The organism is Streptomyces sp. Sge12 (genome assembly GCF_002080455.1).
Taxonomy (GTDB): domain Bacteria; phylum Actinomycetota; class Actinomycetes; order Streptomycetales; family Streptomycetaceae; genus Streptomyces.
Map to the genome: position 1 here is coordinate 3,184,837 of NZ_CP020555.1, position 26,381 is coordinate 3,211,217.

21 protein-coding genes are annotated in these 26,381 nt (G+C 72.1%); 7 read left to right on the forward strand and 14 right to left on the reverse strand.

Annotation, left to right across the window (positions count from 1 at the left end):
• Positions 1-109 precede the first annotated feature (109 nt).
• A complete protein-coding gene (locus B6R96_RS13875; RefSeq protein ID WP_030387609.1) occupies positions 110-1,336 on the forward strand; it encodes a cytochrome P450 in 1,227 nt (408 codons plus the stop codon).
• 66 nt (positions 1,337-1,402) lie between these two features.
• Here the strand turns inward: B6R96_RS13875 and B6R96_RS13880 are convergent, their stop codons facing one another.
• The 5 genes from B6R96_RS13880 to B6R96_RS13900 form a co-directional block, all read right to left on the reverse strand.
• Positions 1,403-2,998, reverse strand: coding sequence for an MFS transporter (locus tag B6R96_RS13880; RefSeq protein ID WP_203351626.1), 1,596 nt, complete (start codon positions 2,996-2,998; stop codon positions 1,403-1,405).
• Entirely contained in the window at positions 2,995-3,897 is a 903-nt protein-coding gene (locus B6R96_RS13885; protein ID WP_081522609.1) for an ACP S-malonyltransferase, read from the reverse strand. The genes B6R96_RS13880 and B6R96_RS13885 overlap by 4 nt, the downstream gene beginning before the upstream one ends.
• Before the next feature lie 25 nt (positions 3,898-3,922).
• The gene (locus B6R96_RS13890; protein WP_081522610.1) at positions 3,923-5,650 is read right to left on the reverse strand and encodes a thiamine pyrophosphate-binding protein; all 1,728 of its coding nucleotides are present in this window, start codon (positions 5,648-5,650) and stop codon (positions 3,923-3,925) included.
• A complete protein-coding gene (locus tag B6R96_RS13895) occupies positions 5,647-6,888 on the reverse strand; it encodes an aldehyde dehydrogenase family protein (RefSeq protein WP_051779405.1) in 1,242 nt (413 codons plus the stop codon). The genes B6R96_RS13890 and B6R96_RS13895 overlap by 4 nt, the downstream gene beginning before the upstream one ends.
• Positions 6,889-6,966: 78 nt before the next feature.
• Positions 6,967-8,205 carry an MFS transporter gene (locus B6R96_RS13900; RefSeq protein WP_159396325.1) on the reverse strand — a complete coding sequence of 413 codons (1,239 nt, stop codon included), beginning with the start codon at positions 8,203-8,205 and terminating at the stop codon, positions 6,967-6,969.
• 171 nt (positions 8,206-8,376) lie between these two features.
• Between B6R96_RS13900 and B6R96_RS13905 the strand changes: the two genes are divergently transcribed.
• Positions 8,377-9,654, forward strand: a complete 1,278-nt coding sequence (locus tag B6R96_RS13905; RefSeq protein WP_078626447.1) for a helix-turn-helix domain-containing protein — start codon at positions 8,377-8,379, stop codon at positions 9,652-9,654.
• Here the strand turns inward: B6R96_RS13905 and B6R96_RS13910 are convergent.
• The gene (locus B6R96_RS13910) at positions 9,644-10,261 is read right to left on the reverse strand and encodes a hypothetical protein (protein ID WP_081522612.1); all 618 of its coding nucleotides are present in this window, start codon (positions 10,259-10,261) and stop codon (positions 9,644-9,646) included. The genes B6R96_RS13905 and B6R96_RS13910 overlap by 11 nt on opposite strands.
• A 1,129-nt stretch (positions 10,262-11,390) precedes the next feature.
• Here B6R96_RS13910 and B6R96_RS13915 point away from each other — a divergent pair.
• Positions 11,391-13,154, forward strand: a complete 1,764-nt coding sequence (locus tag B6R96_RS13915) for an acetyl/propionyl/methylcrotonyl-CoA carboxylase subunit alpha (protein WP_053705141.1) — start codon at positions 11,391-11,393, stop codon at positions 13,152-13,154.
• Between the two features lie 305 nt (positions 13,155-13,459).
• Here the strand turns inward: B6R96_RS13915 and B6R96_RS13920 are convergent, their stop codons facing one another.
• Both B6R96_RS13920 and B6R96_RS13925 read right to left on the reverse strand, forming a co-directional pair.
• Positions 13,460-14,407 carry a DeoR/GlpR family DNA-binding transcription regulator gene (locus B6R96_RS13920; RefSeq protein WP_078626446.1) on the reverse strand — a complete coding sequence of 316 codons (948 nt, stop codon included), beginning with the start codon at positions 14,405-14,407 and terminating at the stop codon, positions 13,460-13,462.
• Between the two features lie 175 nt (positions 14,408-14,582).
• Positions 14,583-16,022, reverse strand: a complete 1,440-nt coding sequence (locus B6R96_RS13925) for an NAD(P)H-quinone dehydrogenase (protein WP_030387599.1) — start codon at positions 16,020-16,022, stop codon at positions 14,583-14,585.
• Positions 16,023-16,195: 173 nt separating this feature from the next.
• On the opposite strand from B6R96_RS13925, the gene B6R96_RS13930 reads away from it, so the two are divergent.
• From B6R96_RS13930 to B6R96_RS13940, 3 genes are all read left to right on the forward strand, one after another.
• Positions 16,196-16,633: a gamma-glutamylcyclotransferase gene (locus B6R96_RS13930; RefSeq protein WP_030387598.1), complete on the forward strand. Its 438-nt coding sequence runs from the start codon at positions 16,196-16,198 to the stop codon at positions 16,631-16,633.
• Positions 16,634-16,806: 173 nt separating this feature from the next.
• Positions 16,807-17,613 carry a purine-nucleoside phosphorylase gene (locus tag B6R96_RS13935; protein ID WP_030387597.1) on the forward strand — a complete coding sequence of 269 codons (807 nt, stop codon included), beginning with the start codon at positions 16,807-16,809 and terminating at the stop codon, positions 17,611-17,613.
• A 28-nt stretch (positions 17,614-17,641) separates the two neighbouring features.
• Positions 17,642-19,303, forward strand: coding sequence for a phospho-sugar mutase (locus tag B6R96_RS13940; RefSeq protein WP_081522613.1), 1,662 nt, complete (start codon positions 17,642-17,644; stop codon positions 19,301-19,303).
• Positions 19,304-19,443: 140 nt separating this feature from the next.
• Here B6R96_RS13940 and B6R96_RS13945 read toward each other — a convergent pair whose 3' ends face one another.
• Genes B6R96_RS13945 through afsQ1 form a run of 3 tightly spaced genes read right to left on the reverse strand, consistent with a single transcriptional unit; the run spans position 19,444 to position 22,233 of the window.
• Positions 19,444-20,079 carry a hypothetical protein gene (locus B6R96_RS13945; protein WP_030387595.1) on the reverse strand — a complete coding sequence of 212 codons (636 nt, stop codon included), beginning with the start codon at positions 20,077-20,079 and terminating at the stop codon, positions 19,444-19,446.
• Positions 20,072-21,502, reverse strand: coding sequence for a sensor histidine kinase (locus tag B6R96_RS13950; RefSeq protein WP_234431831.1), 1,431 nt, complete (start codon positions 21,500-21,502; stop codon positions 20,072-20,074). Before B6R96_RS13950 ends, B6R96_RS13945 begins: the two co-directional genes overlap by 8 nt.
• 53 nt (positions 21,503-21,555) lie before the next feature.
• A complete protein-coding gene (afsQ1, locus tag B6R96_RS13955) occupies positions 21,556-22,233 on the reverse strand; it encodes a two-component system response regulator AfsQ1 (RefSeq protein WP_063754818.1) in 678 nt (225 codons plus the stop codon).
• A 188-nt stretch (positions 22,234-22,421) separates the two neighbouring features.
• On the opposite strand from afsQ1, the gene B6R96_RS13960 reads away from it, so the two are divergent.
• Positions 22,422-23,120, forward strand: coding sequence for a SigE family RNA polymerase sigma factor (locus tag B6R96_RS13960; RefSeq protein ID WP_053705143.1), 699 nt, complete (start codon positions 22,422-22,424; stop codon positions 23,118-23,120).
• Between the two features lie 155 nt (positions 23,121-23,275).
• Here the strand turns inward: B6R96_RS13960 and B6R96_RS13965 are convergent, their stop codons facing one another.
• Genes B6R96_RS13965 through pgsB form a run of 3 tightly spaced genes read right to left on the reverse strand, consistent with a single transcriptional unit; the run spans position 23,276 to position 26,375 of the window.
• Positions 23,276-24,346 carry a C40 family peptidase gene (locus B6R96_RS13965; RefSeq protein ID WP_081522614.1) on the reverse strand — a complete coding sequence of 357 codons (1,071 nt, stop codon included), beginning with the start codon at positions 24,344-24,346 and terminating at the stop codon, positions 23,276-23,278.
• Between the two features lie 41 nt (positions 24,347-24,387).
• On the reverse strand, positions 24,388-24,870 hold the full coding sequence (locus B6R96_RS13970) for a poly-gamma-glutamate biosynthesis protein PgsC/CapC (protein WP_030009641.1): 483 nt from the start codon (positions 24,868-24,870) through the stop codon (positions 24,388-24,390).
• Positions 24,867-26,375 (reverse strand): poly-gamma-glutamate synthase PgsB, encoded by a 1,509-nt coding sequence (pgsB, locus tag B6R96_RS13975; protein WP_081522615.1) that lies wholly within the window; start codon positions 26,373-26,375, stop codon positions 24,867-24,869. Before pgsB ends, B6R96_RS13970 begins: the two co-directional genes overlap by 4 nt.
• Between the last annotated feature and the right edge of the window lie 6 nt (positions 26,376-26,381).

Genomic DNA, 26,381 nt, shown 5'->3' on the forward strand with positions numbered 1-26,381 from the left:
GGTCCCACTTCCCGCCGCTGCTCCGGACCGGCCCGACGCGGGGCCGGAGCAGCGGATCCACCGACTCCCGGACTCGGCCGTACGAGCGAGCCCGGGGCCAGGAGGCACCATGAGCGATCAGGCCCAGGTACGCCGCGCTCTCCGCGCCCTGTTCAGCCCTCTCGGCTGCCCCGACCCCTACCCCCTCTACGCGGTGCTCCGCGCGCGGGCCCCCGTGGCCCGGCTGCCCGACGGAACCGTCGTCGTCACCCGCTACGCCGACTGCGACCGTGTGCTGCGCGATCCCCTCTTCCGGGTCGAGGACGACGAATGGATCGCCCGTACCTGGCCCGAGGGTCCCGAGCACCTGGCCGTCCACTCGCTGATGGGCGAGATGGTCAACCAGAACTCGCCCCACCACGAACGGCTGCGCCGCCTGGTCAGCCGGGCCTTCACCCCGCGCCGCGTCGCAGCGCTGCGGCCCGCGGTGGAACGGCTGGCCGACGGGCTGCTCGACCGGCTCGCCGAGCGCGCCGCCGCCGGCCCGGTCGACCTGATGGAACACCTCGCCCTGCCGCTGCCCATCACCGTCATCGGCGAACTGCTCGGCATCCCCGAGGAGGACCGCGCCTGGTTCGGGCCGCGCGTGCGGGACATCACGGCGGCCATCGAGCAGAACCTCCTGGGCCCCGACCTGGAACGCGCCGACGCGGCCACCGCCGAACTCTGGGACCGGCTGGGCGCACTGGTCGCCGAGCGGCGGGCCGATCCGCGCGAGGACCTGGTCAGCACGCTGATCGCGGTCCGCGAGGCCGACGGCGACCGGCTCACCCGCCGCGAGCTGCTGGCCAATCTCGTCCTGCTCTACTCCGCGGGCTACGAGACCACCAGCAACCTCATCGGCAACGGCACCGCCACCCTCCTCGACCGGCCGGAGCTCTTGGCCCGGCTGCGCGGCGAGGGGGACGACATCGGCGCATGGGTCGACGAGATGCTGCGCTTCACCCCGCCCATCCAGATCGCCTCGCGCTGGACCGGCGAGGACACCGAACTGAACGGCGTGCGCATCGAGAAGGGGACCCAGGTCGTGGCCCTGCTCGCCGGAGCCAACCGCGACCCCGAGCGGTTCGAGTCCCCCGACACCTTCCTGCCGGGCCGGCCGGTGTCCGGCTCGCTCAGCTTCGGCGCCGGCGCGCACTACTGCCTGGGAGCGGCCCTGGCCAGGATGGAGGCCCAGGTCGTCTTCCCCCGGCTGCTGGCCCGGTTCCCGCACATCGCGCACGCCGGTCCGGCGGAGCCCCGTACGCGCGTCACTTCGCTGCGCGGCTACGACCGGCTACCGCTCGACCTGAAGTGACCCCGGACGGCCGCCGGCCCGGGGCGCACCGCCCCGGGCCGGCCTGCGCACCGCCGCGTGGCGCGCCTACGACGACTTGGACTTCTTCTCCCGCGGCCAGATGGTGTAGGACCAGGACCAGAGCGTGTCGATCACCCAGATGGTCAGCCAGATACGACCGAACCAGACCAGCGGTCCGCGCTGGTCGTCGGGCACGCTGCCGTCCGTGATCTGCCATACGAGCCAGCTGGAGTCCAGGGTCCACAGGACCAGCTGCCCCAGCGCGAACGCGACCGTGTGGATGTACCAGTCCCGGCGCTCCTTGCGGGCGTGCTCCTTGGGCCCGAGGGTGGTCTCCGCCGACGGCTGCGCCGGTTCCGGCTTGCTCATGTCCATGTCTTCTGTGTCCTCTCTCACGGGTACGGTCTCCGGCCCGGACCCGGACCCGGACCCGGCCGGGTTCGGGTCCGGGTTCGGGTCCGGGTTCGGGTTCGGGGTCTCGGGGTTCTTCTTCTCCTGCGGCAGGTGCAGGGTGCGGACCGCGTACGGGACCACGAGCGCCCCCACGGCCGAGGTGGCCGCGGCCGCCACACAGGCGGCGGTCCAGCCGAGCTGCTCGTAGAGCACGCCCATCATTAGCGGGCCCGCCACCACGCCGGCCAGCCGGGCGCTCTCGTAGAGCCCCATGCCCCGGCCGATCCGCCCTCCGGACGCGGCGGCCACCGTGGCCTGCTCCACCGGGATCTGCGCCGCGAAACAGGCGGCGGCCACGGTCCAGAAGGCGGCGATCGCCAGCGGTGTGGAGACCACCGCGAGCCCCGCGGCGAACAGCGCGCTCGCCGCGAACGAGGCGACCATGGTCGGCGTGCGGCCCAGCCGGTCGGTCAGGTGGTGCGTGTGCTCCGGCAGCAGGACGAACACCACGAAGCCGGGGGCGAAGACCAGCGCGATCTCGTTCGGGGACAGCTCCAGGTCGCCCTGGAGCCGCAGCAGCAGGAGCATCCACAGGCCGGCCTCGGCGGCGGCCGTCACCGCGGACACCACCATCAGCGGCAGCAGCCGGCGCCCGGCCGCCCCGAGCCGGTCCTCGCGGCCGGCTCCCGTGCGGTCCCGTTCCTCACGGGGTCCGCGCAGCAGCGAGGCGGTCGCCACCACGCATGCGGCGCTGCCCAGCCAGAACAGCAGCGGGTATCCGCCGCGTTCCAGCAGCGAGAAGGCCACCAGGTAGCCGATGAAGGCCCCTTGGCCCTCCGCCGACAGCAACTTGCCGTAGGCGGAGGTGCCGTCGCCGTCCTGGGAGCGCCGCCCGGTCCAGGCCCGGAGCGCGACCCAGAACAGGGCCCCGCCGGCGCCGCCCAGGCCGGCCGCCACGAAGGCCACCGCCAGCGAGTCGGCGAGCGCGTACCCCGCGAACGACAGGGCGTACAGCGCGGCACCGGCCGCGGCCACCCGCCGCTGGTCGAAGCGGTCGGCCAGCTCCCCGGCCAGCGGGCGCACGATCAGCGACAGCACCGCCTCGAAGGCGATGAGGGCGCCGACCGCGGAGGCTCCGGCGTGCAGCGTGGAGCCCGCCCACAGCGGGAGCAGGAAGTCGAGCACCTCCGCCGGGGCGCTCGCGAACAGCGCGGCCGACAGGACCCGGCGGCCGGCCGGGTCCGTCGGCGTCCTCGTCCCGGCGCTCACGGTTCGAGCGCCGTCTTCGGGGTGATCACCCGGGTGGGGATGGACTTGTTGGTGATCCGCGCGAACATGTTGCGCGGCCCCGGGATCCACACCTCGTCGACCGCCGCCGTCTGCAGTCCGCGCAGGATGGTCTGCCAGTGGACGGGCGTGGTCCACCCGTCCAGCAGGTCCTGCTTGATCTCCTCGGGGTCGGTCAGCAGCCGCCCGTCCACGTCGGACACGACGGGTATCCCGGGGGCGTTCCACGGCACGGTGCCGTAGACCTCGTCGTGAAGGCGCGTGCGCAGCCCGGAGACGGCGGAGCAGTGCTCGGCCCGGTTCATCGTGTAGAAGGGGAAACCGCCCTCCTCGCGGACCCGCTGCTCGAAGCGCTCCAGGGAGCGCAGCGACGCGGACACCGCGTGGACCTCCTCGTCGAGGACGACCGACAGCTCGATCCACTCGCCGCGGTCGCGCGTCTCCTCCACCAGCCGCTGCACCGTGTCGTGCGGGAGCCGGTAGAAGAAGTGGCAGCCCAGCGGCTCCTGGAGCGAGTCGAAGTAGTCCGTCTCCACGGCGACGCTGCGCCGGATCAGCTCCAGCGCGTCCGGGTAGGTCAGGGCCCCGGCCCACACGGCGGCCATGAAGGCGCCGAAGCTCTGCCCGCCGCACACGGCGGGCCGACCGCCGTGGCGGGCCTGCGCGCAGTCGGCGAGGGCGAGGGTGAGCGCCATGAACCCGGTCTCGAACACCTCCCAGTCGTAGATCGACGCCTCGCGGTAGGCATCGGCCAGGGAGTAGCCCAGCACCTCGTCCGCCTCGGCGAATCTGCGTTTGGCGTGGTCGTTCGTGGTGACGAACTCGCTGATCGCGTCGAACCGGGTGGGAATGAGCCCGGGGAAGAAGAGCGCTACGGCCATTGCCTCGTCCTTGTCTCGCAGTCGTTCATTCGTCCTCACGCAGTGGGAAGTCGCCGTTCGACCCGGAGGTTCCCGGGGGGCTGTCGGTGAGGGACACCCCCACCTCGACCACTCCTGCCGTGCCGTGTTCCGCGCAGTGTTCCCACGCCGTATGGAGGACGCCGTGGAGATCGTCCGGGTTGTCAACTCGCCAGTATCCAAGACCGTATGCGCGGGCGAGGCCCTCGGATCCGGTCGGGCGGTCGACGGTGAAGGCGAACCGCGATTCGGTCCCCGAGACCCGGTCCAGGTTGGTCTGGAGCCATCCGTAACCGCCGTTGTCGAGGACGACGTACAGCAGGGCGGCTCCCGCGTCGGCGACGGTGGGCAGTTCGGAGCGGAAGAGGTTGAAGGCGCCGTCGCCGACCACCGCCACCACGGGCCGGTCCGGTTCGGCGAGGGCGACGCCCACGGCGGCCGCGGCGCCGAAGCCGAGCGGGGTCTGCTCGCTGGGCACGACCGACCCGCCGAGAGCGCCGCAGCTCCAGTGGGGGTAGAAGTACGACCACATGTCCTGAAGGCCGTTCTCCTGTACGAGGATCCGCGTCGCGGGGACGGCGCCGTCGAGGGCGGACAGCACGCGCGCCACCGGAACGCCGCCCGCGCCCGGCCCCCCGGCGGCCGCGGCGGCATCGGCGGCCGCGGCCCGCTCGGTGGCCCGTACGGCGTGTGCCTGCCGTACCTCGTGGACCCGCTCGGTCCAGTCGGCGGCGGGTGCGTGCCCGGCCAGCAGTGCGGTCCACGCCGCGACGGTCCGCTCCACGTCGCCCAGCACCCCGGCGCCCGGCCGGTCGGTGACGATGCTCTCCTCCCCCGTCACCACCTGGATCACCGGGAGTCCGGCGGCGTCCGGCCAGCCGAAGGTCGCGGTCTCCTCCAGCCGGCTGCCGAGCGCGATCACCAGGTCGCTCTCGTGCCACAGCCGGTCGGCGGGGGCCACCGTGTAGAGCCCGGACACGCCGCAGAAGAGCGGGTGGTCCTCGGCGACCGTGCCCCGGCCGGACGCGGTGGTGAAGATCCCGGCGCCGAGCCGCTCGGCGAGGGCCTCCAGGACGCGGCCGGTGTTGCGGTGGCGCGCGCCGCCGCCCACCAGCAGCAGGGGCCGCCGGGCCGCGGCGATGGTGTCGGCGGTCGTCCGCAGCACCTCGGGGTCCGGGGTGGGCCGCTGCGGGCCGGCCGGCCGCCAGGGGCCGGTGCGGGTGACCGGTTCACCGGCGATCTGCTCCGCGATCTCCACGTAGACGGGGCCGGGGGTGCCGTTGACGGCGAGGGTGAGCGCCTTCTCCAGTACGCCCGCCAGCCGGTCGGCGTGGTCCACCCGCGCCGCCCATTTCACGTACGGGCGCACCGCGGTGAGCTGGTCCAGTTCCTGGAACGCGCCCGTGCCCAGCCGGTCCAGGGCGGTGCCCCCGGCGATGAGCACGACGGGCGCGGCGGCGGAGGCGGCTTCCAGTACGCCGGTGAGCGTGTTGGTCAGGGCGGGGCCCTTGCCCACCGCGGCGATGCCGGGGCGGCCGGAGGCGAGGGCGTAGCCGGTCGCCATGAAGAGGGCGTTGCGCTGGTCCCGGCACAGGACGAACCGGGTGTCGGTGCCCTCGAGGGCGCCCAGCAGGTCCATGTCGTCACCGGGCAGGCCGAAGACCGCGCCGGCGCCGAGGTGGCGCAGGTGATCGGCGACGGCGTGCCATGCGGTGGGGTACGTGTGTCCGCTCATCGGGCGGCTGCCGTGAAGTGCTCGGCGACGGCCTTGGAGACGAGGACCGGTTCGGTCCACATGTCCCGGCCGTCGGTGATGTAGTTCGCCATCCGTCCGTACCCGCCGAAGGGCGCGTTGCCGTCGTCGATGGACAGCAGGGTGGTGTCGACGGTGACGGTGGTGCGCCTGCGCAGCGCGGCGACCAGGTCGGGAGCGTCGCCGTACACGCTCGATCCGAGGGCGCGTTCGGTGAACACACTGGTGGTGAGGGTGGCCGCGAGGGCCTCGGGGTCGCGGTAGCCGACGACGTTGAAGACGGGTGCGAAGAACTCCGGCACCAGGGTGCGCGGTGTCACGTCCTCGCCGACGATGACGGTGGGTTCCATGCGGCGCTCGCGGAAGTCGACGTGGCCGCCGTGGACGATGTGCCGGCGGTTGCGGGCCAGGAACTGGGCGGCCTCCTCCAGCGCGCCGTCGTAGAAGACGGGACCGTAGTCGGCGCCGGGGTCGGTGTAGGGCCCGTAGCGCAGTCCCTTGAGTTCCGAGACGAGGGTGTCGAGGAACTCGTCGAGCAGGTCCTCGTGGACGCAGAACAGGTCCGGCCCGAGGCAGTCCTGGCCGGCGTTGTGCATGCGTATCTCCACGGCGTCCCGGGCGGCCTTCGCGATGTCGGCGCCGGGGGCGACGACGAAGGGGTTGACCCCGGAGCCGAGGAAGAGGAAGAGCTGTCCCGGGGAGAGCTGGGGACGGATCTGCTCGGCGTTGCGGTAGGCGCCGGTGAAGACGACGACGTCGGCCGGCTGGACGTGCTCGCGCAGGAACTCCCGCTGGCTGGCGTTGGTCAGCTCGATCGGCAGGCCGTGGTGCGCGGCGAGCAGCCGGTGCAGCCGGCCCATCTGCTCCTTGACCTGGCTGGAGGGGCGGAAGGCCAGCCGGTCCGCGTAGAGGGCCGGCACCAGCAGGTACAGGGCGTAGGAGTAGAGGACGACGTTCGACGGCATGTAGACCGCCAGTCGCGGGACCCGGCCCGGCCGGTACGTCTCGAACTCGGCGAGCGCACCGTCCAGCGTGGCGATGGTCGCCTCGATCTCGTATCCGGCGGCGCGGTGCGTGGAGATCTCGCACAGCAGGTCGTGGACGGCGCCGGGGTCGCGGGCCAGGTGGTCCCGGACGGCTCGGAGCGCCTCCGGGCGCCCGGCGTGCGGGGCGTGCACCGGCTGGTTGAGAGCAGTCGGCCAGGCGGGAGCGGAGCTCATGTATCCCTCCTCGGGGCGGAGTCCATGGAGGGTCAGCGTCAACCCCCAGTCATTCATTGTCAAGTTTAGTCATACTCGTCATGAGTGCTGATCGGCGTGCATCCCGCGGAGTGCGGGGGCCGCCCAGCAGCAGGCGACCACCAGCAGATAGCCGCAGGCGAGGGTCACGATCGCCGGGCGCAGGCCGACGGCCCCCACCATCACCACCGTCAAGGAGGCCCCCAGCGGTACGGCCACCAGCCCGGCGGTGTCGACCGCGGCCGTCACCCGCCCGTACTGCTCGCGGGGGACGCTCCGCTGCAGCACGCCGGTGCGCACCGGGCCCACCGGGGCGGCGAAGGCGCCGAGCAGTGCGAGCAGTGCGGCCCCCACCGGCAGGGAGGGCAGGGCGGCGAGGGCGCCGATCAGCAGGGCCACGGCGAGGCCGGAGCCGAGGTACACCCGGCGTGCGCCGAGCCGGTGGCCCACGACGGCGTAGCCCACGGTGCCCGCGACCGCCCCCAGTCCGAAGGCGGTGAGCAGGATGCCCAGGCTCGTCGCGCTGCCCAGGTGCTGGTAGGCGTAGGTCACGAGGACCACCCCCGCCAGCCCGCTGTCGAGCCCGTTGAAGGCCGTCCCGGAGGCGGCCACGGTGCGCAGCAGCCGGTGCTCGCGCAGGGTGCGCAGGCCCGAGCGCAGTTCGCTCAGGTACGGGGCGGCCGGCCGGCCGGCGGGCCGGGCGCGGCCCGCCGTCAGCCAGCCGAGGATGAGGGCCGCGGCCGCCAGGCAGGCCACCGCGTCGATGAGGAGCACGTCGGCGACGCCGAGCAGGGCGACCGCGGCGCCGCCCAGCGGCGGTCCGCACAGCTGGGCGACCTGATGGACCCCGCTGAGGAGCGCATTGCCGCGCTCCAGGGGCATGCCGGCGTCCTCGGCGAGTTCGGGCACCAGACCGGTGACGGCCGCCGAGGCGGGAATGTCCAGGACATTGGCGGCCACGACCAGTGCGGCGAGGGTGGGGAAATTCAGCATGTCCAGGGCGTGCATGACCGGGATGCAGGCCGCACCGATACCGCCGACCGCGTACGAGAGCACTGCCGTCGCCCGGAATCCCCAGCGGTCGACCAGGGGGCCGGAGACGAATCCGACGGCTCCCGAGGCAACGGCGCCGAGGGCGACGAGGATTCCGGTCTGCGCCACGCTCCCGGTCGTCTGCAGCACGAACCACGGGACGGCGACGACCATCATCGCCTCGCCGACCGAACTGACGGCCACCGCGCCCAACAGGACATAGATGCCCCACCGACGCCGTCGGCCGGGCCGCGGATCCATTGTCATGAGTATTGACTTTAACATGACTCGAATGTGACTACATGAATCCACCAAGAATCCGCAAAAATTGACACCAACCCACGACTCAGCCTCACCGAACGGGCCAAGTCGGGTAGAATCCTTTGTCACACTCCGTAAATATTCATCCGCCCCTTCAACCACACAGCGAGCCGAACCTTGACGATCGAACAGCCAGCATTCGGGAAACGTGTTCGGGAGAGACGTCGCGTACAGGGTCTGTCCCAGGGAGATCTCGCCGGAGAGGGCGTCTCTTCCAGCTACGTCTCGCTGGTGGAGAGCGGTCATCGGATCCCCAGCCTCAAGGCGGCCAAGGTCATCGCCGGGCGGCTCGGGGTGACGCTCGAGGAACTGTCCGAGCCCGAGGCCCAGGACAAGCAGCGCACCCACCGGCTCCAGCTCGTGGGCCTGCTGGTCGCCGCCCGCTCCAGCCAGCTGGCCGGGGACTGGTCCGCGGCCCGGAGCCAGCTGGAGACCGTCGTCCGGCAGGCCGGTGACGGCGGGTTCGACGAGGTGCGCTGGGAGGCCCGCTGGGAACTGGCCACCGTGCTCGACCGGCTCGGAGCCGACGCCGAGCGCGAGGCGACCCTGCTGGAGCTGCTCCACGACCCGATCACCGCCGCCGCGCCGCTCATGCGCACCCGGGCCGCGATCGAACTCGCCGACCTCTACCGGCGCACGGGGCGCCTCTCCGAGTCCGTCACCTTCGCGGAGGACGCCGCCGGCGCCGCCGACACCCTCGACGCGGCCAGGCCCGAACGGGTCCAGGCCCAGGTCGTGCTGCTGACGGCGTACGTGGAGAGCGGGGAGTGGCACCGGGCGAAGAGCCTCGGCGACGCGCTGCTCCAGGAGGTGCCGTCCGTTCCGGCCGAGCAGCAGCGGGCCTGCGCGCTCTGGGCCGCGGCCGGCGCCCGCCACCTGGGCGGCGGCAGCGAGGCCCTCGGCCTGCTGGCCGAGGCCGACGCGCTCCTCGGTCCGGCGGACGACGTCCGGCTGCGCATCCGCCTGGGCCGTGCCCGGGCCCTGCTGGCCGTCAGCACCGGTGACGACAGCGCCCCCGCCCTGCTGGACCGCGTACGCCTGGCCGGGGCGCTGGACTCCGCGCCCGCGGCCGCGGCCTGGCTCGCGGCCCTGGAGGCACTGGCCGCCGTGGCCGCCGTACGGTCCGAGGAGGCCCCCGCGGCCACCGCGGCCGCGGCCGCCGACGCGCTGGACCCCGCGGCGCTGCCGCCGCTCGACCGGGCCCGCTGCACCGTCGTACGGGCCCGTGCCCGGCGGGCGGCGGAGCAGGAGGCGGCCGCCGCGGAGGACTTCAAGGCGGCGGCCTCGGAGTACGAGAAGGCCGGCGCCGTCCGGCTGGCGATGGAGACGTGGCGGGAGCTCAGCACCCCCGGCCACGTCACCGGCATCGACCCTCACGCGGTTCTCATGCCGTAGCGGGCTCCGGACATCGCAATCTCCGGAACACCGCTCTGCGAACGGGGGCGGAGGCCGCCACGGCGGCCGCCGCTCCCGCTCCGGCGGACAGGTCCCGTACGTACGCGACCCCGCCCCCGCCGAACGGCCCGGACGCGGGGATCACCACCCTTCCGTCCGGCCCGGCGCCCAGCACGTCCACCTCGGCGGCGAGCGCGAAACCGCCCCGTCCGGCCAGTCGCAGCGCCGCCTCCTTGCGGGCCCACATCCGGGCCAGCAGGAAGGACCGTTGTCCGGCCGTCGCCTCCCCCGCGAAGGCGCGTTCCGAACGGCTGAAGGGCAGCAGGGCCTCGGCCTCGACCGAGCCGGGCACGGCGACGGCGCTGAGCGCCACCGACATCCCGCGGGCCAGCGCGACGAGCATCCCGCCCTCGTCACGGCAGATCGCCACCCCGAGCGATCCCGCCTCCCAGCGGAGCCGGCCCAGGTCGTCCCGGGCGAGCCGGATGTCGTCCGGCGGCCGCCTCGACAGGCAGGCCAGCAGGTCGCGGACGGCCCTGTCGTCGTCCCCCTCGGGAGCTCCCGGCGGCGCGGGCCGTGCGAGCGGGAATTCGCTCCTGCTCAGCACCGGGAAGACGTGGACCTCGCCCTCACCGACCTCGTACGGACCGCCCCGGTGCCACCATTCCTCTTCTAAAGCCGATCCCGCTGCATCCTTTTCTGATTGATGTATGTCATAGAGAAGATCATCCCCCGGCAATTTTCCCTCACATCTTTGTTTCCAGCCTTTCGCAACCGAAGCGAATCGGCGCCAATGACTGGAACGAGAACTCATAGAAGCAGCTTGGTCAGAGCGCTCTTTTGTCAACGACCCGGCACCGGAGCTCGAAGCGCCGAGGCAGGAAACCGCCTGCGGGGCGCTCAGTCGGCTCGACGGTGCGACCCCGCAGCCACTTGCCTCAGCGCGCCCAGCAGGGCGCACGGAGCACCAAACCTAACCTGGCGCGTTCACCCCAGTCAACATCGACAAGTGCGATCTGACTGTGGCTGACAAGCGGTCACATTTCCTTGAAAGATTAACCGCTGACGGCCCGTCCGGAGGCACGTGTCAACGCCCGGCGGCCGCCGGAAAGGCCGCCCACCGCCGCCGGCGACCGGCAAATCGCGCGGCACCGGACCCGGACCCTCCACCGGCATCGTGGACATGCCACGGACACGCCGGTCCGCGCACTGGCCGGAAATGTTCGCCCGCTTTACGCCGCCCCCCTGCTTTTGGCGCTCGCAGGACCCGGCCTTTGCTGCGGCGACGGGTGCCACAGCGGCCCGGACCGGACCGGGCGGCACCCGACCCGTGTCCCCCGTACGCAGGACACGCCCGGCGCGCTGCCGCCCGTCCGGGCCGCCGTGGGCTACATCGCTGTGGGTACGGTGTGGTGCCGGTCCGCCCTGCGGGACAACGGGGCTACCAATCAGTAAACAAGGGGACAACTCCTCTCACGACCGCAAAGAAACTGTGGGCCGTTCGTAGGGACTCGACAAAGAATCACCCGGGGCCGCTGACCGGAGGAACAGAGACCTCGGCTACGTGACGGGGTTACTGTGCAGTCGGGGATCCCCCTGACCTGGGGCGCCACAAGGGTTTTCCGGCGGATCGGGCCTCGCATCACACTCTGTGTGGGCAAGGTCACCACCGGGAAAGGGTCGAAAGGCCGTGTGGGCTGTCCCTAAACTCAGCTTGTTTCAAGGAGGGAGCCATCGTGCGCAAGGTGCTCATCGCCAACCGTGGCGAAATCGCTGTCCGCGTTGCTCGGGCCTGCCGGGACGCCGGGATCGCGAGCGTAGCCGTCTACGCCGATCCGGACCGGGACGCTCTGCACGTCCGCGCGGCCGACGAAGCTTTCGCGTTGGGCGGTGACACCCCGGCCGCCAGCTACCTGGACATCTCCAAGGTCCTCCAGGCCGCAGCCGACTCCGGTGCGGACGCCATCCACCCCGGATACGGCTTCCTCTCCGAGAACGCCGACTTCGCCCAGGCCGTGCTCGACGCCGGCCTGACCTGGATCGGTCCGCCGCCGCAGGCCATCCGTGACCTCGGTGACAAGGTCGCCGCCCGTCACATCGCCCAGCGCGCCGGGGCCCCGCTGGTCGCCGGCACGCCGGACCCGGTCTCCGGGGCGGACGAGGTCGTCGCCTTCGCCAAGGAGCACGGCCTGCCGATCGCCATCAAGGCCGCCTTCGGCGGTGGCGGTCGCGGTCTGAAGGTCGCCCGCACCCTCGAAGAGGTGCCGGAGCTCTACGACTCCGCCGTCCGCGAGGCCGTCGCCGCCTTCGGCCGCGGCGAGTGCTTCGTCGAGCGCTACCTCGATAAGCCGCGCCACGTCGAGACCCAGTGCCTGGCCGACTCGCACGGCAACGTCGTCGTCGTGTCGACCCGTGACTGCTCCCTCCAGCGCCGCCACCAGAAGCTCGTGGAGGAGGCTCCGGCCCCCTTCCTGACCGAGGCTCAGAACGCGGAGCTGTACGCCGCCTCCAAGGCCATCCTGAAGGAAGCCGGCTACGTCGGCGCCGGCACCGTGGAGTTCCTCGTCTCCGCCGACGGCCTGATCTCCTTCCTGGAGGTCAACACCCGGCTCCAGGTCGAGCACCCGGTCACCGAAGAGGTCGCCGGCATCGACCTGGTCCGCGAGATGTTCCGCATCGCCGACGGCGAGGAGCTCGGCTACGGCGACCCGGTCCTGCGCGGTCACTCCATCGAGTTCCGCATCAACGGCGAGGACCCGGGCCGCGGCTTCCTCCCGGCCCCCGGCACGGTCACCAAGTTCAACGCCCCCACCGGCCCGGGCGTCCGCCTCGACGCGGGCGTCGAATCCGGCTCCGTGATCGGCCCGGCCTGGGACTCGCTCCTGGCCAAGCTGATCGTCACCGGCGCCACCCGCGAGCAGGCCCTCCAGCGCGCGGCGCGCGCCCTGGCCGAGTTCGAGGTCGAGGGCATGGCCACCGCCATCCCCTTCCACCGTGCGGTCGTCGTCGACCCGGCGTTCGCCCCCACGGACGGCAGCCCCTTCACGGTCTTCACCCGCTGGATCGAGACCGAGTTCGTCAACGAGATCCCGGCGTTCACGGCCCCGGCCGCGGAGGACACCGAGGACGAGCCGGGCCGCGAGACCGTGGTCGTCGAGGTCGGCGGCAAGCGCCTGGAGGTCTCCCTCCCGTCCTCGCTGGGCATGACCCTGGCCCGTACGGCCGCTGCGGGCGGCGCGAAGCCGAAGCGCCGCGCGGCCAAGAAGTCCGGCCCCGCCGCCTCCGGCGACACCCTGGCCTCCCCGATGCAGGGCACGATCGTCAAGGTCGCGGTCGAGGAGGGCCAGCAGGTCAACGAGGGCGACCTGGTCGTCGTACTCGAAGCCATGAAGATGGAGCAGCCGCTGAACGCCCACCGCTCGGGCACGATCGTCGGCCTCACGGCCGAGGTCGGCGCGTCGGTCACCTCGGGCGCGACGATCTGCGAGATCAAGGACTGACGTCCCGTACGGGGTTCCCGGGGCCTCCGCCCCGGGGGCCCCGTTTCGCATGTGCGGCGCCGTACCGGGACGCTGCCCCCATACCTCGAACGCCGGCGGGGCTGAAGATCAGCCCCGCCGGCGTTCGAGGTATGGGACGGCCTAGGACGTCTCTTCCGGATCTTGTCGGGCCCGGCCCGCCCGGCACGGCACCTCGCCGCGTTGTCGGGGCGCCCGAGTACGTCCAGTACACGGGCGCCCCTCCGCCTTGCGCCGTACCGCACCGGACGACCCGGGCTCACCCGACAAGATCCGAAAGAGACGTCCTAGCGGCGGCGCATGTCGGCCACGCGGGCCCGCTCCGCCTGCGGCTCCGGCAGCATGCCCGCGGCCCGCAACTGCGCCGTCGGCCCACCCCGCCTCTGCACCGGCAGCGGCGACTCGCGGCGCGGCCGCCGCCCCTGCATCCCGTCCACACCGCCGGAGGGCACGGCTCCGCCCGCCACGGTGATCTGCACGCCCTGGTCCGCCAGCGCCTGCAGCTCCGTACCCGCCCGGTCGTCGTGCGGCGGCGGCTCGTCCGTCACCAGACGCGTCATCACGTCGGTCGGCACGGTCTGGAACATCGTGTCGGTACCGAGCTTCGTGTGGTCGGCCAGCACCACCACCTCCGCCGCCGCCTGCACCAGCGCCCGGTCCACGCTGGCGGACAGCATGTTGGACGTGGACAGCCCGCGCTCGGCGGTCAGACCGCTGCCCGAGAGGAAGGCCCGGGACACGCGCAGCCCCTGGAGGGACTGTTCCGCCCCGCTGCCCACGAGGGCGTAGTTGGACCCGCGCAGGGTGCCGCCGGTCATGACCACCTCCACCCGGTTGGCGTGGGCCAGGGCCTGGGCGACGAGCAGCGAGTTGGTGACGACGGTCAGTCCGGGCACACGGGCGAGCCGGCGGGCCAGCTCCTGCGTCGTGGTGCCCGCGCCGACGACGACGGCCTCGCCCTCTTCGACGAGGCCGGCCGCGACATCGGCAATGGCGGTCTTCTCCGCCGTCGCGAGATGGGACTTTTGCGGAAAGCCGGACTCCCGCGTGAAACCGCCCGGCAAGACCGCACCGCCGTGTCGGCGGTCGAGGAGTCCTTCTGCCTCCAGTGCCCGCACGTCCCGCCGTACGGTCACTTCGGAGGTCTGGACGACGCGGGCGAGCTCCCGGAGCGATACCGCTCCGTTGGCCCGCACCATTTCGAGGATCAATTGGCGACGTTCTGCAGCGAACACGAAACTGACAGTAACCCCAACGACCGTCTGCTTTCAGCTCTTTGCGCCGGAATACCGAAGTTGTCCATAAGGTGGGGCGACTAGTGGTATACGCAGCCCGAGAGTTGCGTGAACATCTCGCCACGAAACGACGCCCCGCCCCAAACCCCTTGCGGCATGCGGCGGTTAGGCCGGATCAGGCTTCCCCGGCGGCCTTCCGCGTGTGCAGCTGGCGGGCCACCTCGGCGATCGAGCCCGACAGCGAGGGGTACACGGTGAACGCGTTTGCGATCTGCTCGACCGTCAGGTTGTTGTCGACCGCGATCGAGATGGGGTGGATCAGCTCGCTCGCACGCGGGGAGACGACCACACCGCCGACGACGATGCCGGTGCCCGGGCGGCAGAACATCTTCACGAAGCCGTCCCGGATGCCCTGCATCTTGGCCCGCGGGTTGCGCAGCAGCGGGAGCTTCACCACACGGGCGTCGATCTTGCCGGCGTCCACGTCCGCCTGGGTGTAGCCGACGGTGGCGATCTCCGGGTCGGTGAAGACGTTCGAGGAGACCGTCTTCAGGTTCAGCGGGGCCACCGCGTCACCGAGGAAGTGGTACATCGCGATGCGTCCCTGCATCGCCGCGACCGACGCGAGCGCGAAGACGCCCGTGACGTCACCCGCGGCGTACACGCCGGGCGCGGAGGTGCGCGAGACCTTGTCGGTCCAGATGTGCCCGGAGTCCTTGAGCCGGACCCCGGACTCCTCCAGGTTCATGTTCTGGGTGTTCGGGATCGCGCCGACGGCCATCAGGCAGTGCGTACCGGTCAGCACGCGGCCGTCGGAGAGGGTCACCTCGACCCGGTCGCCCACCCGCTTGGCGGATTCGGCCCGGGAGCGCCCGACGACGTTCATGCCGCGGCGCCGGAAGACGTCCTCCAGCACGGCGGCCGCGTCCGGGTCCTCACCGGGCAGCACGCGGTCGCGGGAGGACACGAGCGTCACCCGGGAGCCGAGGGCCTGGTACGCACCGGCGAACTCGGCGCCGGTCACACCGGAGCCGACCACGATGAGCTCCTCGGGGAGCTCGTCGAGGTCGTAGACCTGGGTCCAGTTCAGGATCCGCTCGCCGTCGGGCATGGCGTCGGGGATCTCGCGGGGGGTGCCGCCGGTCGCGATCAGCACCGCGTCGGCGGTCAGGATCGTCTCGGACCCGTCGGCGGCGGTGACGATGACGTCCCGGGTGCCGTCGATGCCCTGCGGCCCGCCGAGCTTGCCGCGGCCGCGCACCACGCGGGCGCCGGCCCGGGTGACGGAGGCGGTGATGTCGTGGGACTGGGCGAGCGCGAGGCGCTTCACACGCCGGTTCACCTTGCCGAGGTCCACGCCCACGACGCGCGCGGCCTGCTCGATGTGCGGGGTGTCGTCCGCGACGACGATGCCGAGCTCCTCGTACGAGGAGTCGAAGGTCGTCATCACCTCGGCGGTCGCGATCAGAGTCTTGGAGGGTACGCAGTCGGTGAGGACCGAGGCCCCGCCCAGACCGTCGCAGTCGACGACGGTCACCTCCGCGCCGAGCTGGGCCCCCACCAGGGCTGCCTCATACCCGCCGGGTCCGCCGCCGATGATCACGATCCGGGTCACGAAAAGTCCGCCTCACGTCTACCCGGCCGGCTGCCGCCCCGGCCGGTGTTCCGGGGGGTCTCCCCGGGGGATGCATTCCGTGCTCCATTGTCCCGCACGCTTCAAGGTGCTTCGCGCCCGGTCCCTCCATCCGGGCACGCGTGCACCGGCACCCCTCCCGTACCCTCGACCTCATGTCGCTCTACGCCGCGTACGCCGGCAACCTCGACCCGCGGCTGATGACGCGCCGCGCACCCCATTCGCCGCTGCGCGGCACGGGCTGGATCAACGACTGGCGGCTGACCTTCGGCGGCGAGCAGATGGGCTGGGAGGGCGCTCTCGCCACGATCGTCGAAGCCCCGCGCCACCAGGTCTTCGTCGCCCTGTACGACATCGCGCCGCTGGACGAGGAGTCGATGGACCGCTGGGAGGGTGTCGGGCTCGACATCTACCGGCGCATGCGGGTGCGCGTCCACACGCTGGACGGCGAGGAAGCGGCCTGGGTGTACGTCCTGAACGGCTACGAGGGCGGCCTGCCCTCCGCGCGCTACCTCGGCGAGATCGCCGACGCCGCCGAATCCGCGGGCGCCCCCCACGACTACGTCATGGAAATCCGCAAGCGCCCCTGCTGACCCCCACCCCCAGCCCCGCCGGCGTTTGAGGCGCGGGGTGCGGGGCGGAGCCCCGGGGTTTCGGGCCGGCCACCCCCGCGGGGACGATTCGGCGGAAACGACAAGGCAACGATCCGAACACCGTGAGCTGTGCCATCTACGCGCGTAGGCCGGAAGCAGCTACGCTCGTCCGCGTGAACGCATCTGTTACCGACCCCTTCGCCGCCGCCGACGCCGCAGCCGCCCGCCTGCGGGAGCTGACCGGCGTGGACTCCCACGATGTCGCCCTCGTGATGGGCTCCGGCTGGGCCCCCGCCGCAGAGGCGCTCGGCGCCCCCGAGGCCGAGTTCCTCGTCACCGAGCTGCCCGGCTTCCCGCCCGCCGCCGTGGAGGGCCACGGCGGCAAGATCCGCTCGTACAAGATCGGCGACAAGCGCGCCCTGGTCTTCCTCGGCCGGACCCACTACTACGAGGGCCGCGGCGTCGCCGCCGTCGCCCACGGTGTGCGCACCGCCGTCGCCGCCGGCTGCAAGACCGTCGTGCTGACCAACGGCTGCGGCGGTCTGCGCGAGGGCATGAAGCCCGGCCAGCCCGTCCTGATCAGTGACCACCTCAACCTGACGGCCACCTCGCCGATCGTCGGCGCGAACTTCGTCGACCTCACCGACCTGTACTCGCCGCGCCTGCGCGCGATGTGCAAGGAGATCGACGCGACCCTCGAAGAGGGCGTCTACGTGCAGTTCCCCGGCCCGCACTACGAGACCCCGGCCGAGATCAACATGATCCGCGTCATGGGCGCCGACCTGGTCGGCATGTCCACCGTGCTGGAGGCCATCGCCGCCCGTGAGGCCGGCGCCGAGGTGCTCGGCATCTCGCTGGTCACCAACCTGGCGGCGGGCCTGTCCGGCGAGCCGCTGAACCACGAAGAGGTCCTCCAGGCCGGCCGCGACTCGGCTGCCCGCATGGGCACGCTGCTGACGCAGGTCCTCGCCCGCATCTGATCGACGTACGAGAGGTAAGGCGGAAGCAGTGCAGGAACAGGCACAGGACGACCTGATCACCCGGGCGCAGGCCTGGCTGGCCGAGGACCCGGACCCGGAGACGGCCGCGGAGCTGGCCGCGCTCATCGAGTCCGCGGACACCGCGGAGCTCGCGGACCGTTTCTCGGGCACCCTGCAGTTCGGCACCGCCGGACTGCGCGGTGAGATCGGCGCCGGTCCGATGCGGATGAACCGCAGCGTGGTCATCCGGGCCGCGGCGGGCCTGGCGGCCTATCTGAAGGCCCAGGGCCACGACGGCGGCCTGGTCGTCGTCGGCTACGACGCCCGCTACAAGTCCGCGGACTTCGCCCGCGACACCGCGGCCGTCATGACCGGCGCCGGGCTGCGCGCGGCCCTCCTGCCCCGCCCGCTGCCGACGCCCGTCCTCGCGTACGCGATAAGGCACCTCGGCGCCGTCGCCGGCGTCGAGGTGACCGCGAGCCACAACCCTCCCCGGGACAACGGCTACAAGGTCTACCTCGGCGACGGCTCGCAGATCGTCTCCCCGGCCGACAGCGAGATCGCGGCGCAGATCGCGGCGGTGGCGAAGCTGGCCGACGTACCGCGCCCGGAGTCGGGCTGGCAGGAGCTCGGCGACGAGGTCCTGGAGGCCTACCTGGCGCGCACGGACGCCGTCCTGACCCCCGGGTCCCCGCGGGGCGTGCGGACCGTCTACACGGCCATGCACGGCGTCGGCAAGGACGTCGTCCTGGCGGCCTTCGCCCGGCACGGCTTCCCGGAGCCGGTGCTCGTCGCCGAGCAGGCCGAGCCGGACCCGGCCTTCCCGACCGTGGCGTTCCCCAACCCGGAGGAGCCGGGCGCGATGGACCTGGCCTTCGCGAAGGCCGCCGAGGTCCAGCCCGACATCGTGATCGCCAACGACCCGGACGCGGACCGCTGCGCCGTGGCCGTCCCCACCGGGGACGGCTGGCGGATGCTGCGCGGCGACGAGGTCGGCGCGCTGCTGGCGGCGCACCTCGTCCACAAGGGGGTCTCGGGCGGTGACAAAGTCTTCGCGGAGTCCATCGTCTCCTCCAGCCTGCTGGGCCGGATCGCGGAGGCGGCGGGTGTCGGCCACGAGGAGACCCTGACCGGCTTCAAGTGGATCGCCCGCGTCAAGGGCCTGCGCTACGGCTACGAGGAGGCGCTCGGCTACTGCGTGGACCCCGAGGGCGTCCGCGACAAGGACGGCGTCACCGCCGCCCTGCTGGTGGCGGAGCTGGCCTCGGTGCTCAAGGAGCAGGGCCGCACCCTGACCGACCTGCTGGACGACCTGGCGATGGCCCACGGCCTGCACGCCACCGACCAGCTGTCCGTGCGCGTCTCGGACCTGTCGATCATCGCCGACGCGATGGCGGCGCTGCGCGCGCAGCCGCCGGTGTCCCTGGCGGGCCTGCGGGTGGTCTCGGCGGAGGACCTGTCCCGGGGCACGGAGACCCTCCCGCCCACGGACGGCCTGCGCTACTACCTGGACGGCGCGTACAAGGCCCGGGTCATCGCCCGCCCGTCGGGCACCGAGCCCAAGCTGAAGTGCTACCTGGAGGTCGTGGTCCCGGTGGCCGAGGCCTCCGACCTGGCGCCGGCCCGCGTCCGCGGCCAGGAGGTCCTGGACGCGATCAAGAAGGACCTCTCCGCGGCCATGGGCATCTGACCCCTCGCCCCGGGGTTTCGGCCCCTCGACCGGCCCGGTCCCGCCCCGTCCGGCGGGACCGGGCCTTCGCGCATCCGGCCCCGGCGGCGTTCGAGGTACGGGGGTCCGGGGGCGGGGCCCCCGGCGACGGGGGCGCCGCGTCAGGACGGCGAGGCGGAAGGCGTCGGGCGGGCGATCTCGCCCAGCGTCGGCACCGATTCCGGCCGCGAACGCACCGCGTCCGTGCACTCCCACGCCCGCGGCGGATCCAGGTCCGGGCCGCCGAGGACCACCGGGCCCGGGGTCCCCTTCAGCGCCTCGCTGCCCGCCAGCGTGCACACGATCTGCGAGAGCGCCACCGGCGGCAGGTCCTCGGGCTTGCGGCTGAGCCGCACGGTGCCCGCCGGGTCCCCCGGCCTCGGGGCGCCGGCCGAGAGCCCGACCGGGACCTCGCTCGTGAAGCCGGCGTCCCGCTCCTCCGTGGTCGGCGTCCGCTCCAGCGCCTCCAGCAGCGCCTGCGCGACGAGCGCCAGGGGGTCCCGTACCGGCTTCTTCTCAGGTACCGGAACCACGCGCTCCACACCCACCAGCTGCGATCCGCAGACCAGCTCCACCGTGGCCCGGAAGCCCTGCACCCCGCTGGGCTGCGGCTGCGTGTCGCACGACACGCGCGACGGCGCCGCGCCCACGTCCACCGGCACGGTCGTCGCCCGGATCCCGCAGGCCGACGTCGCGAGCAGCGCGACCGCGACGAACGGGACCAGCACCACCGGAACCACCGGCAGAGCCCTACGCATCCGCGTCACCCGCGATCACCTTTCCCACGTCCACCGGCAGCCGCAGCGTGAACAGCGCCCCGCCGCCCGCCACGTTGGCGGCCGTGATGTCGCCGCCATGGATGTGCGCGTTCTCCATGGCGATCGACAGGCCGAGCCCGCTGCCGTCCGACTTCGGCCGCGACGCGCTCGCCTTGTAGAACCGGTCGAAGACGTGCGGCAGGACCTCCTCGGGAATGCCCGGACCGTTGTCCTGCACCGCGATCACCAGCCATTCCCCCTCTACCGTCACCGACACCCGCACCGGCGACCCGCCGTGCTTGAGCGCGTTGCCGATCAGGTTGGCGAGGATGACGTCCAGGCGGCGCGGGTCGAGGCGGGCCACGATGCCCCGCTCGGCGTCGAGTTCGACCGCGTCGAGCCAGGCCCGGGCGTCGATGCAGGCGGTGACCTGGTCGGCGACGTTCACGTCGTCCAGCACCAGCCTGGCCGTACCCGCGTCGAAGCGGGTGACCTCCATCAGGTTCTCCACGAGGTCGTTGAGGCGGCGCGTCTCGCTGACGACCAGCGCCACGGCCGGTGCGATCATCGGATCGAGGTCGTCGACCTCCTCCTCCAGCACCTCCGCCACCGCCGTCAGCGCGGTCAGCGGCGTCCGCAGCTCGTGCGACATGTCCGCGACGAAGCGCCGGCTCGACTCCTCCCGCGCGCTCATGTCGGCGACCTTCTTCTCCAGCGCCTCGGCCGTCTTGTTGAAGGTGTGCGACAGGTCGGCGAGTTCGTCGGTGCCCGACACGTCGAGGCGGTGGTCCAGCTCTCCCTCGCCGAGCCGCCGCGCCGCGTCCCCGAGCCGCTGCACGGGCTTGAGCACGGTACGGGCCGCGGCCTGCGCCAGCAGCGCGGAGCCGAGCAGCGCGAGACCGGTGGCGATGGTCAGCGACCAGCCGAGCGCGTTCAGGTCGTCCCGCTCCTGCGCGAGCGACTTGTACATGTAGCCGGTGGGCCCGCCGCCCACGATCCGCGTGCCGCCGACCAGGTACGGGTTGCCGTTCGGCTTCGTCCGCTGCCAGTACATGTGGTATTCGGAGTCGTTCGCGGCGGTCGTCTTCTGCCGGTCGTTCACCGCGTTCTGGAGGGACTTCGGTACGTTGGCCAGCCCGAAGGAGTCGGGCCCCGCGGCGCCGAAGATCTGCCGGTTGTCCTTCCCGACCTGCACCAGCAGCACGCTGTAGCCCGGGCTGCTGCCCGCCATCAGCTCGGCGGTGCGCTGCAGCTCCTCCGCGGTGGGATCGGCGGGCAGCGCGGCGGCCCGGTTCTGCATCTCCTGCCGGAAGTCGCCGAGGGCGGCGTCCTGGACGCGGGTGAGGACCGCCTCGCGGTTGAGCCAGTACGCGATGCCCGAGGCCGAGACCGCGGCCGTCAGCGCGACCAGGCAGAACACCATGAGGAGCCGCAGCCGCAGGCTGGTCCAGCGCCGGCCCGCGAGCAACGCGCGGATCACTGCGGGGAGTCCAGGCGGTAGCCCACACCTCGGACGGTACGGATCAGGGTGGGCGAGGACGGCACGTCCTCGACCTTGGCGCGCAGCCGCTGCACGCAGGCGTCGACGAGCCGCGAGTCACCGAGGTAGTCGTGCTCCCAGACCAGCCGCAGCAGCTGCTGGCGCGACAGCGCCTGCCCCGGACGGCGGCTCAGTTCGAGCAGCAGCCGCAGCTCGGTCGGGGTGAGCTGGAGGTCCTCGCCGTTCTTCGTGACCGTCATCGCGGCCCGGTCGATGACCAGGGAGCCGAAGCTCGCCGAATCGCTCGACTCGCGCTCGCCGCGGCGCAGTACGGCCCGGATCCGGGCGTCGAGGACCCGGCCCTGGACGGGCTTGACGACATAGTCGTCGGCCCCGGACTCCAGGCCCACCACCACGTCGATGTCATCGCTGCGCGCGGTGAGCAGGATGATCGGCAGCTGGTCGGTGCGGCGGATCCTCCGGCACACCTCGAAACCGTCGATCCCGGGCAGCATCACGTCCAGCACGATCAGATCCGGCCGCTGCTCGCGCAGCAGTTTCAGGCCGTCCTCGCCCGTCGCCGCGGTGGCCACACGGTGGCCCTGGCGAGACAGGGAGAGTTCGAGGGCCGTGCGGATGGCGTCGTCGTCCTCGATCAGCAACAGGAAAGGCACGGGCTCATTCTGTCCCATCGGTAGTCGGGAGTTCGACCGTCGCGCGACGTGATCCTGTCGCGGCCCTGTCAGAAGTCGCTGTGACAGGGCTGTGACAGTCGACGGACACCCCGGTTAAGTCGGCGGGGCAATCTTCTATCAACGCACAACGGACCGAAGCAGACACACTCCACGACGGGGGGCGCGAGATGAACACGCTGCACAGCACCACGACCAGCGCGGTTGTCACGCGGCTGCACGATGTGAACCGCCGGGCGGGTGTCCGTACGGTGGCGGTCGCCCGTCCCCGGCCGGCCCACGTCGTAGCCATTGACGCAAACCAGTACCAGGCGGTTCCCGCCGCCGAGCAGACGCCCTCCTCCACCTCGGAGGCGGAGTTCACCGCGTACGTCCAGGAGCGGCGGGCCGCCCTGTACGCGACGGCCTTCCACCTCACCGGCGACCGGTACGAGGCCGAGGACCTGCTGCAGAGCGCGCTGTTCTCCACGTACCGCGCCTGGGACCGGATCAGCGACAAGGCGGCCGTCGGCGGCTACCTGCGCCGGACGATGACGAACCTGCACATCAGCGCGTGGCGCCGGCGGAAGCTGAACGAGTACCCGACCGAGGAGCTGCCGGAGACGGCCTCCGACACGGACGCGATGCGCGGTACGGAGCTGCGCGCGGTCCTGTGGCAGGCACTGACCCGCATCCCGGAGCCGCAGCGCACCATGCTGGTGCTCCGCTACTACGAGGGCCGCACGGACCCGGAGATCGCGGAGATCCTCGGCATCAGCGTCGGCACGGTGAAGTCGAGCATCTGGCGCTCGCTGCGCCGCCTGCGGGAGGACGAGGCGCTGAGCTTCGGCCGTGACGAGGCGGAGTCCTTCGAGGAGCTCGTCGCGTAACGCGGCACACACAAAAGCCATCGGGCCAGGGGGCCCGTCCTACGGGGGTGGGACGGGGGTCGCGGGGGGAAAAGGCGGGATCGGGCGGACGGGGGTCCGCGCGATCCCGCCTTTTCGCATGCCCGGTGCGCCCGCGGGCCGCCCGGACGGCCGGGTCACAGGCGCTTGGCGCTGCGCAGGGCTGCGGCGTAGTAGCCGTTGCCGTCGAGTCGGGAGGCGCCGCCCTTGTCACCGATGGTGGGGCCGTTGGCCTCTTCACGGCTCGAGATGAAGATCTTGTGCCCGTCCGCGTCGTTGCCGAGGTACATGCCGGTGTGGTCCAGGCGGTCGCCGGTGCGCGAGTCGAGCTTGAAGAACACCAGGTCGCCCGGCTGGAGGACGTCGACGGCGGCCGGCCGGTCCTGCGGGCCGACGCCCTTGAGGGCCAGGATGTCCACCCCGACCTTGGAGCGGGCCATTCCGTTGGCGGTGCGCGGGAGGCCGTTGCCGCCGGTGTCGGAGGCCATCAGGGGGAAGCGGCCGCGGTAGCCGAAGACCGTGCGGATGAAGCCGGAGCAGTCCAGGGACCGGTGCTTGGCCTTCTCGGGCTGTTCGGTGGTGCCGTTGCGGAAGGTGTACGGGATGCCGAGGTAGTCGTAGAAGTCGGACTGCTCCAGGCGCAGGTCATTGCCCTCGGAGCCCTTCGGGTTGAGCGGCCCGAAGGCCGCGTCGCCCACGTACTGGACGCCGGCCGCGTCCTTCTTGACCGGTGCCTGGTCCCCGTACTGGAAGGCGATGGCGAAGAGGTCGTCCTCCTCGCTCCCGTAGTACTTCTTGAACCAGTCCTGGAACCACTGCTCGCGCTCCGCGCCGCTGCGCCAGCTCTCCGGCAGCAGGCGGACCCAGTTGTCGGTGACGACGCGGGTCCTGGTGGTGGCCGGCTCGGTGAAGGTGCGGCTCTTGCCGGTGAGGGACGCGGTGCGCGCGCCGTCCGTGAAGGTGGCGAGGACGGCTCCGTCGGCGCCCCGGAGAACGGAGCGCTCCGGGTTCTTCAGCCGCTCCCACTTCTGGGCGCCCTCCTGGGCGCCGCCCCGGTGCGCCTGGTCGGTGACGCGCAGCACCTCGGGGGCCTTGGCCTGTTCCTCCTTGCGCAGCTCGTAGGTGAAGTACGCGCTGCCGGCCAGCAGGAGCCCCACGACGGCGGCGTGCAGGACGGGGCGGGTGCGGCGGGCGGGCTTGGCGGTCATCGGTGTGCTCCGGGCGGTGCGGGTGGTCGGGCCGGCGTCGGTCAGGCGTGCGGCATGAAGCCGAGCAGGATGCCCGAGGTCAGGACGACGTACGTCATGAGGGTCGCGGAGCCGGTGGCGAGCAGCGTGGCGCCCTTGGGCTGGCGGACGAGCTGGTAGGCGATCAGTCCGGGGACGATGAAGCCGAGGGTCTGGTTCGCGTACAGCAGGGGGAACTTCATCTGGAGCACGATCACCACCGTGGCCTGGAGGAGCACTCCGATGAGGACGACGGCCGCGAACAGGCGCTTCCCGTAGAGGATGACGAACTTCTGGGTGACGAGGGTGAGCGCGTACGTCAGGGCGGTGATGCCGACGACGAGCGCGGCGCGCTGGAGGTCCTCGATGAGGGTGAGCGCGAGCCAGCCGGGGGTGATCATGCCGCCGGGCGAGAGGTTCGTCGTCAGGTAGCAGAGCAGGGAGAACAGCAGGCCCAGCGCGATGCCGATCGCGGCGATCTCGGGGGTGAGGACTGCGGGGATCAACGGGGGTCTCCTGGGCTCTGCCACTGCGGGTTCGGGTCGGGCTCGTACGGCTGCGGCTCGTACGGGTGGGGCGGCCAGGGCTGTCCGTGCGGCGGGTGCTGGTGCTGATGCTGCGGGTGGACGTACTGCCGCGGCACGGGGGGCTGCGCGTACCGGGCTTCCTGGGCGGCGGTGAGGTCGGCGTACGGATCGAGGTGCGGCACGTACAGCGGCGGCGCGGGGGCGGCCCGGCCGGGTACGGCGGGCCCGCGGTCCGGGGCGGCCGCGCGGGGCTCGTCCCGGTAGGGCTCGTCGCGGTCGGGCCCGTCCCGGTCGGGTTCGTCCTCGAAGCCGGGGAGTTCCGCCAGGTGTTCCAGGAGGATCTCGCCCTGGCCGTGGATGTTGCCGATGGCGACCAGTGAGGAGCTTTCGCCCAGGTGGCCGATCAGCTCGTTCATGAACTCCTCGCCGTCGCGCTGGTCGCCGCCGAGGTCGACGGCGCGCCCACGCCACTCGGCCGGGATCGCGTCGATGGCGCTCTTGGCCGGGTGCCCGATCACGAAGACCTTGTCGGGCATCAGGTCGGGGACGATCGCGCCCATCTGGCCGTTGCGCTCGACGCGGTCCGGGCGGCAGTTGATCACGACGTTGAGGGGGCGGTCGACGGCGCCCAGGTCGAGCAGCTGGTTGATGTTCATCAGCGTCGACTCGGGGTCGTTGGCGGCGAACACGTTGGCGAAGCGCACCCGCTTGCCGCCGGGGGCCACGTACCGCTCGACGGAGAGCACGCCCGGGTCCGGCGGGGCGTCGTACATCCCCTGGAGGGCGGTCTCGCGGTCGACGCCGAGGAGCTCGGCGACGGTGAGCGCGATGGCGACGTTCTCCTTGAAGGTGAACCAGCTGAAGCCGCGCAGCTCGTCGTCGCTGACCGTGTCGGGGTCGGCGTAGAGGAGCGTGCAGTTCCTCGCGTCGGCCTCCTCCTGGAGCACGTGGAAGCGCTCCTTCTCGGCGGTGACGCAGATTCCGCCGTGCGGCATCGAGCGCGACAGGGATCGCGCGATGTCGTCGAGGGTGGGTCCCATCTCGGCGACGTGGTCCTCGCGGACGTTGCACAGCACGCCGATGGTCGACTGGATCAGCTTCGACTGGTTGATCTCCTGGAGTGCCGGCATGACCGCCATGCACTCCATGACCAGTGCGTGCGGCCGGTAGGCGGCGGCGCGCCGGACGATGCCGATCTGTTCGACGACGTTGGCGATGCCGAACTTCCGGTAGACGGGCTCCTCGGTGGCGTCCGGGTGGATGAAGCGGGCCGCGGTGCCGGTGGTCTTGGCGACGGTCAGCAGCCCGCCGCCGCGCAGGGCTCCCGCGCACAGCCGGGTGATGGAGCTCTTGCCGCGGATGCCGTTGACCAGCACCCGGTTCGGTATCTGCGCGAGGTTGGCGTAGTGCCGGCGCTGCTCGACGACGCCCGCGACGAGCATGACCAGGCAGCAGAAGAGCAGCACGCAGTAGAGGAAGAGCACGGTGGA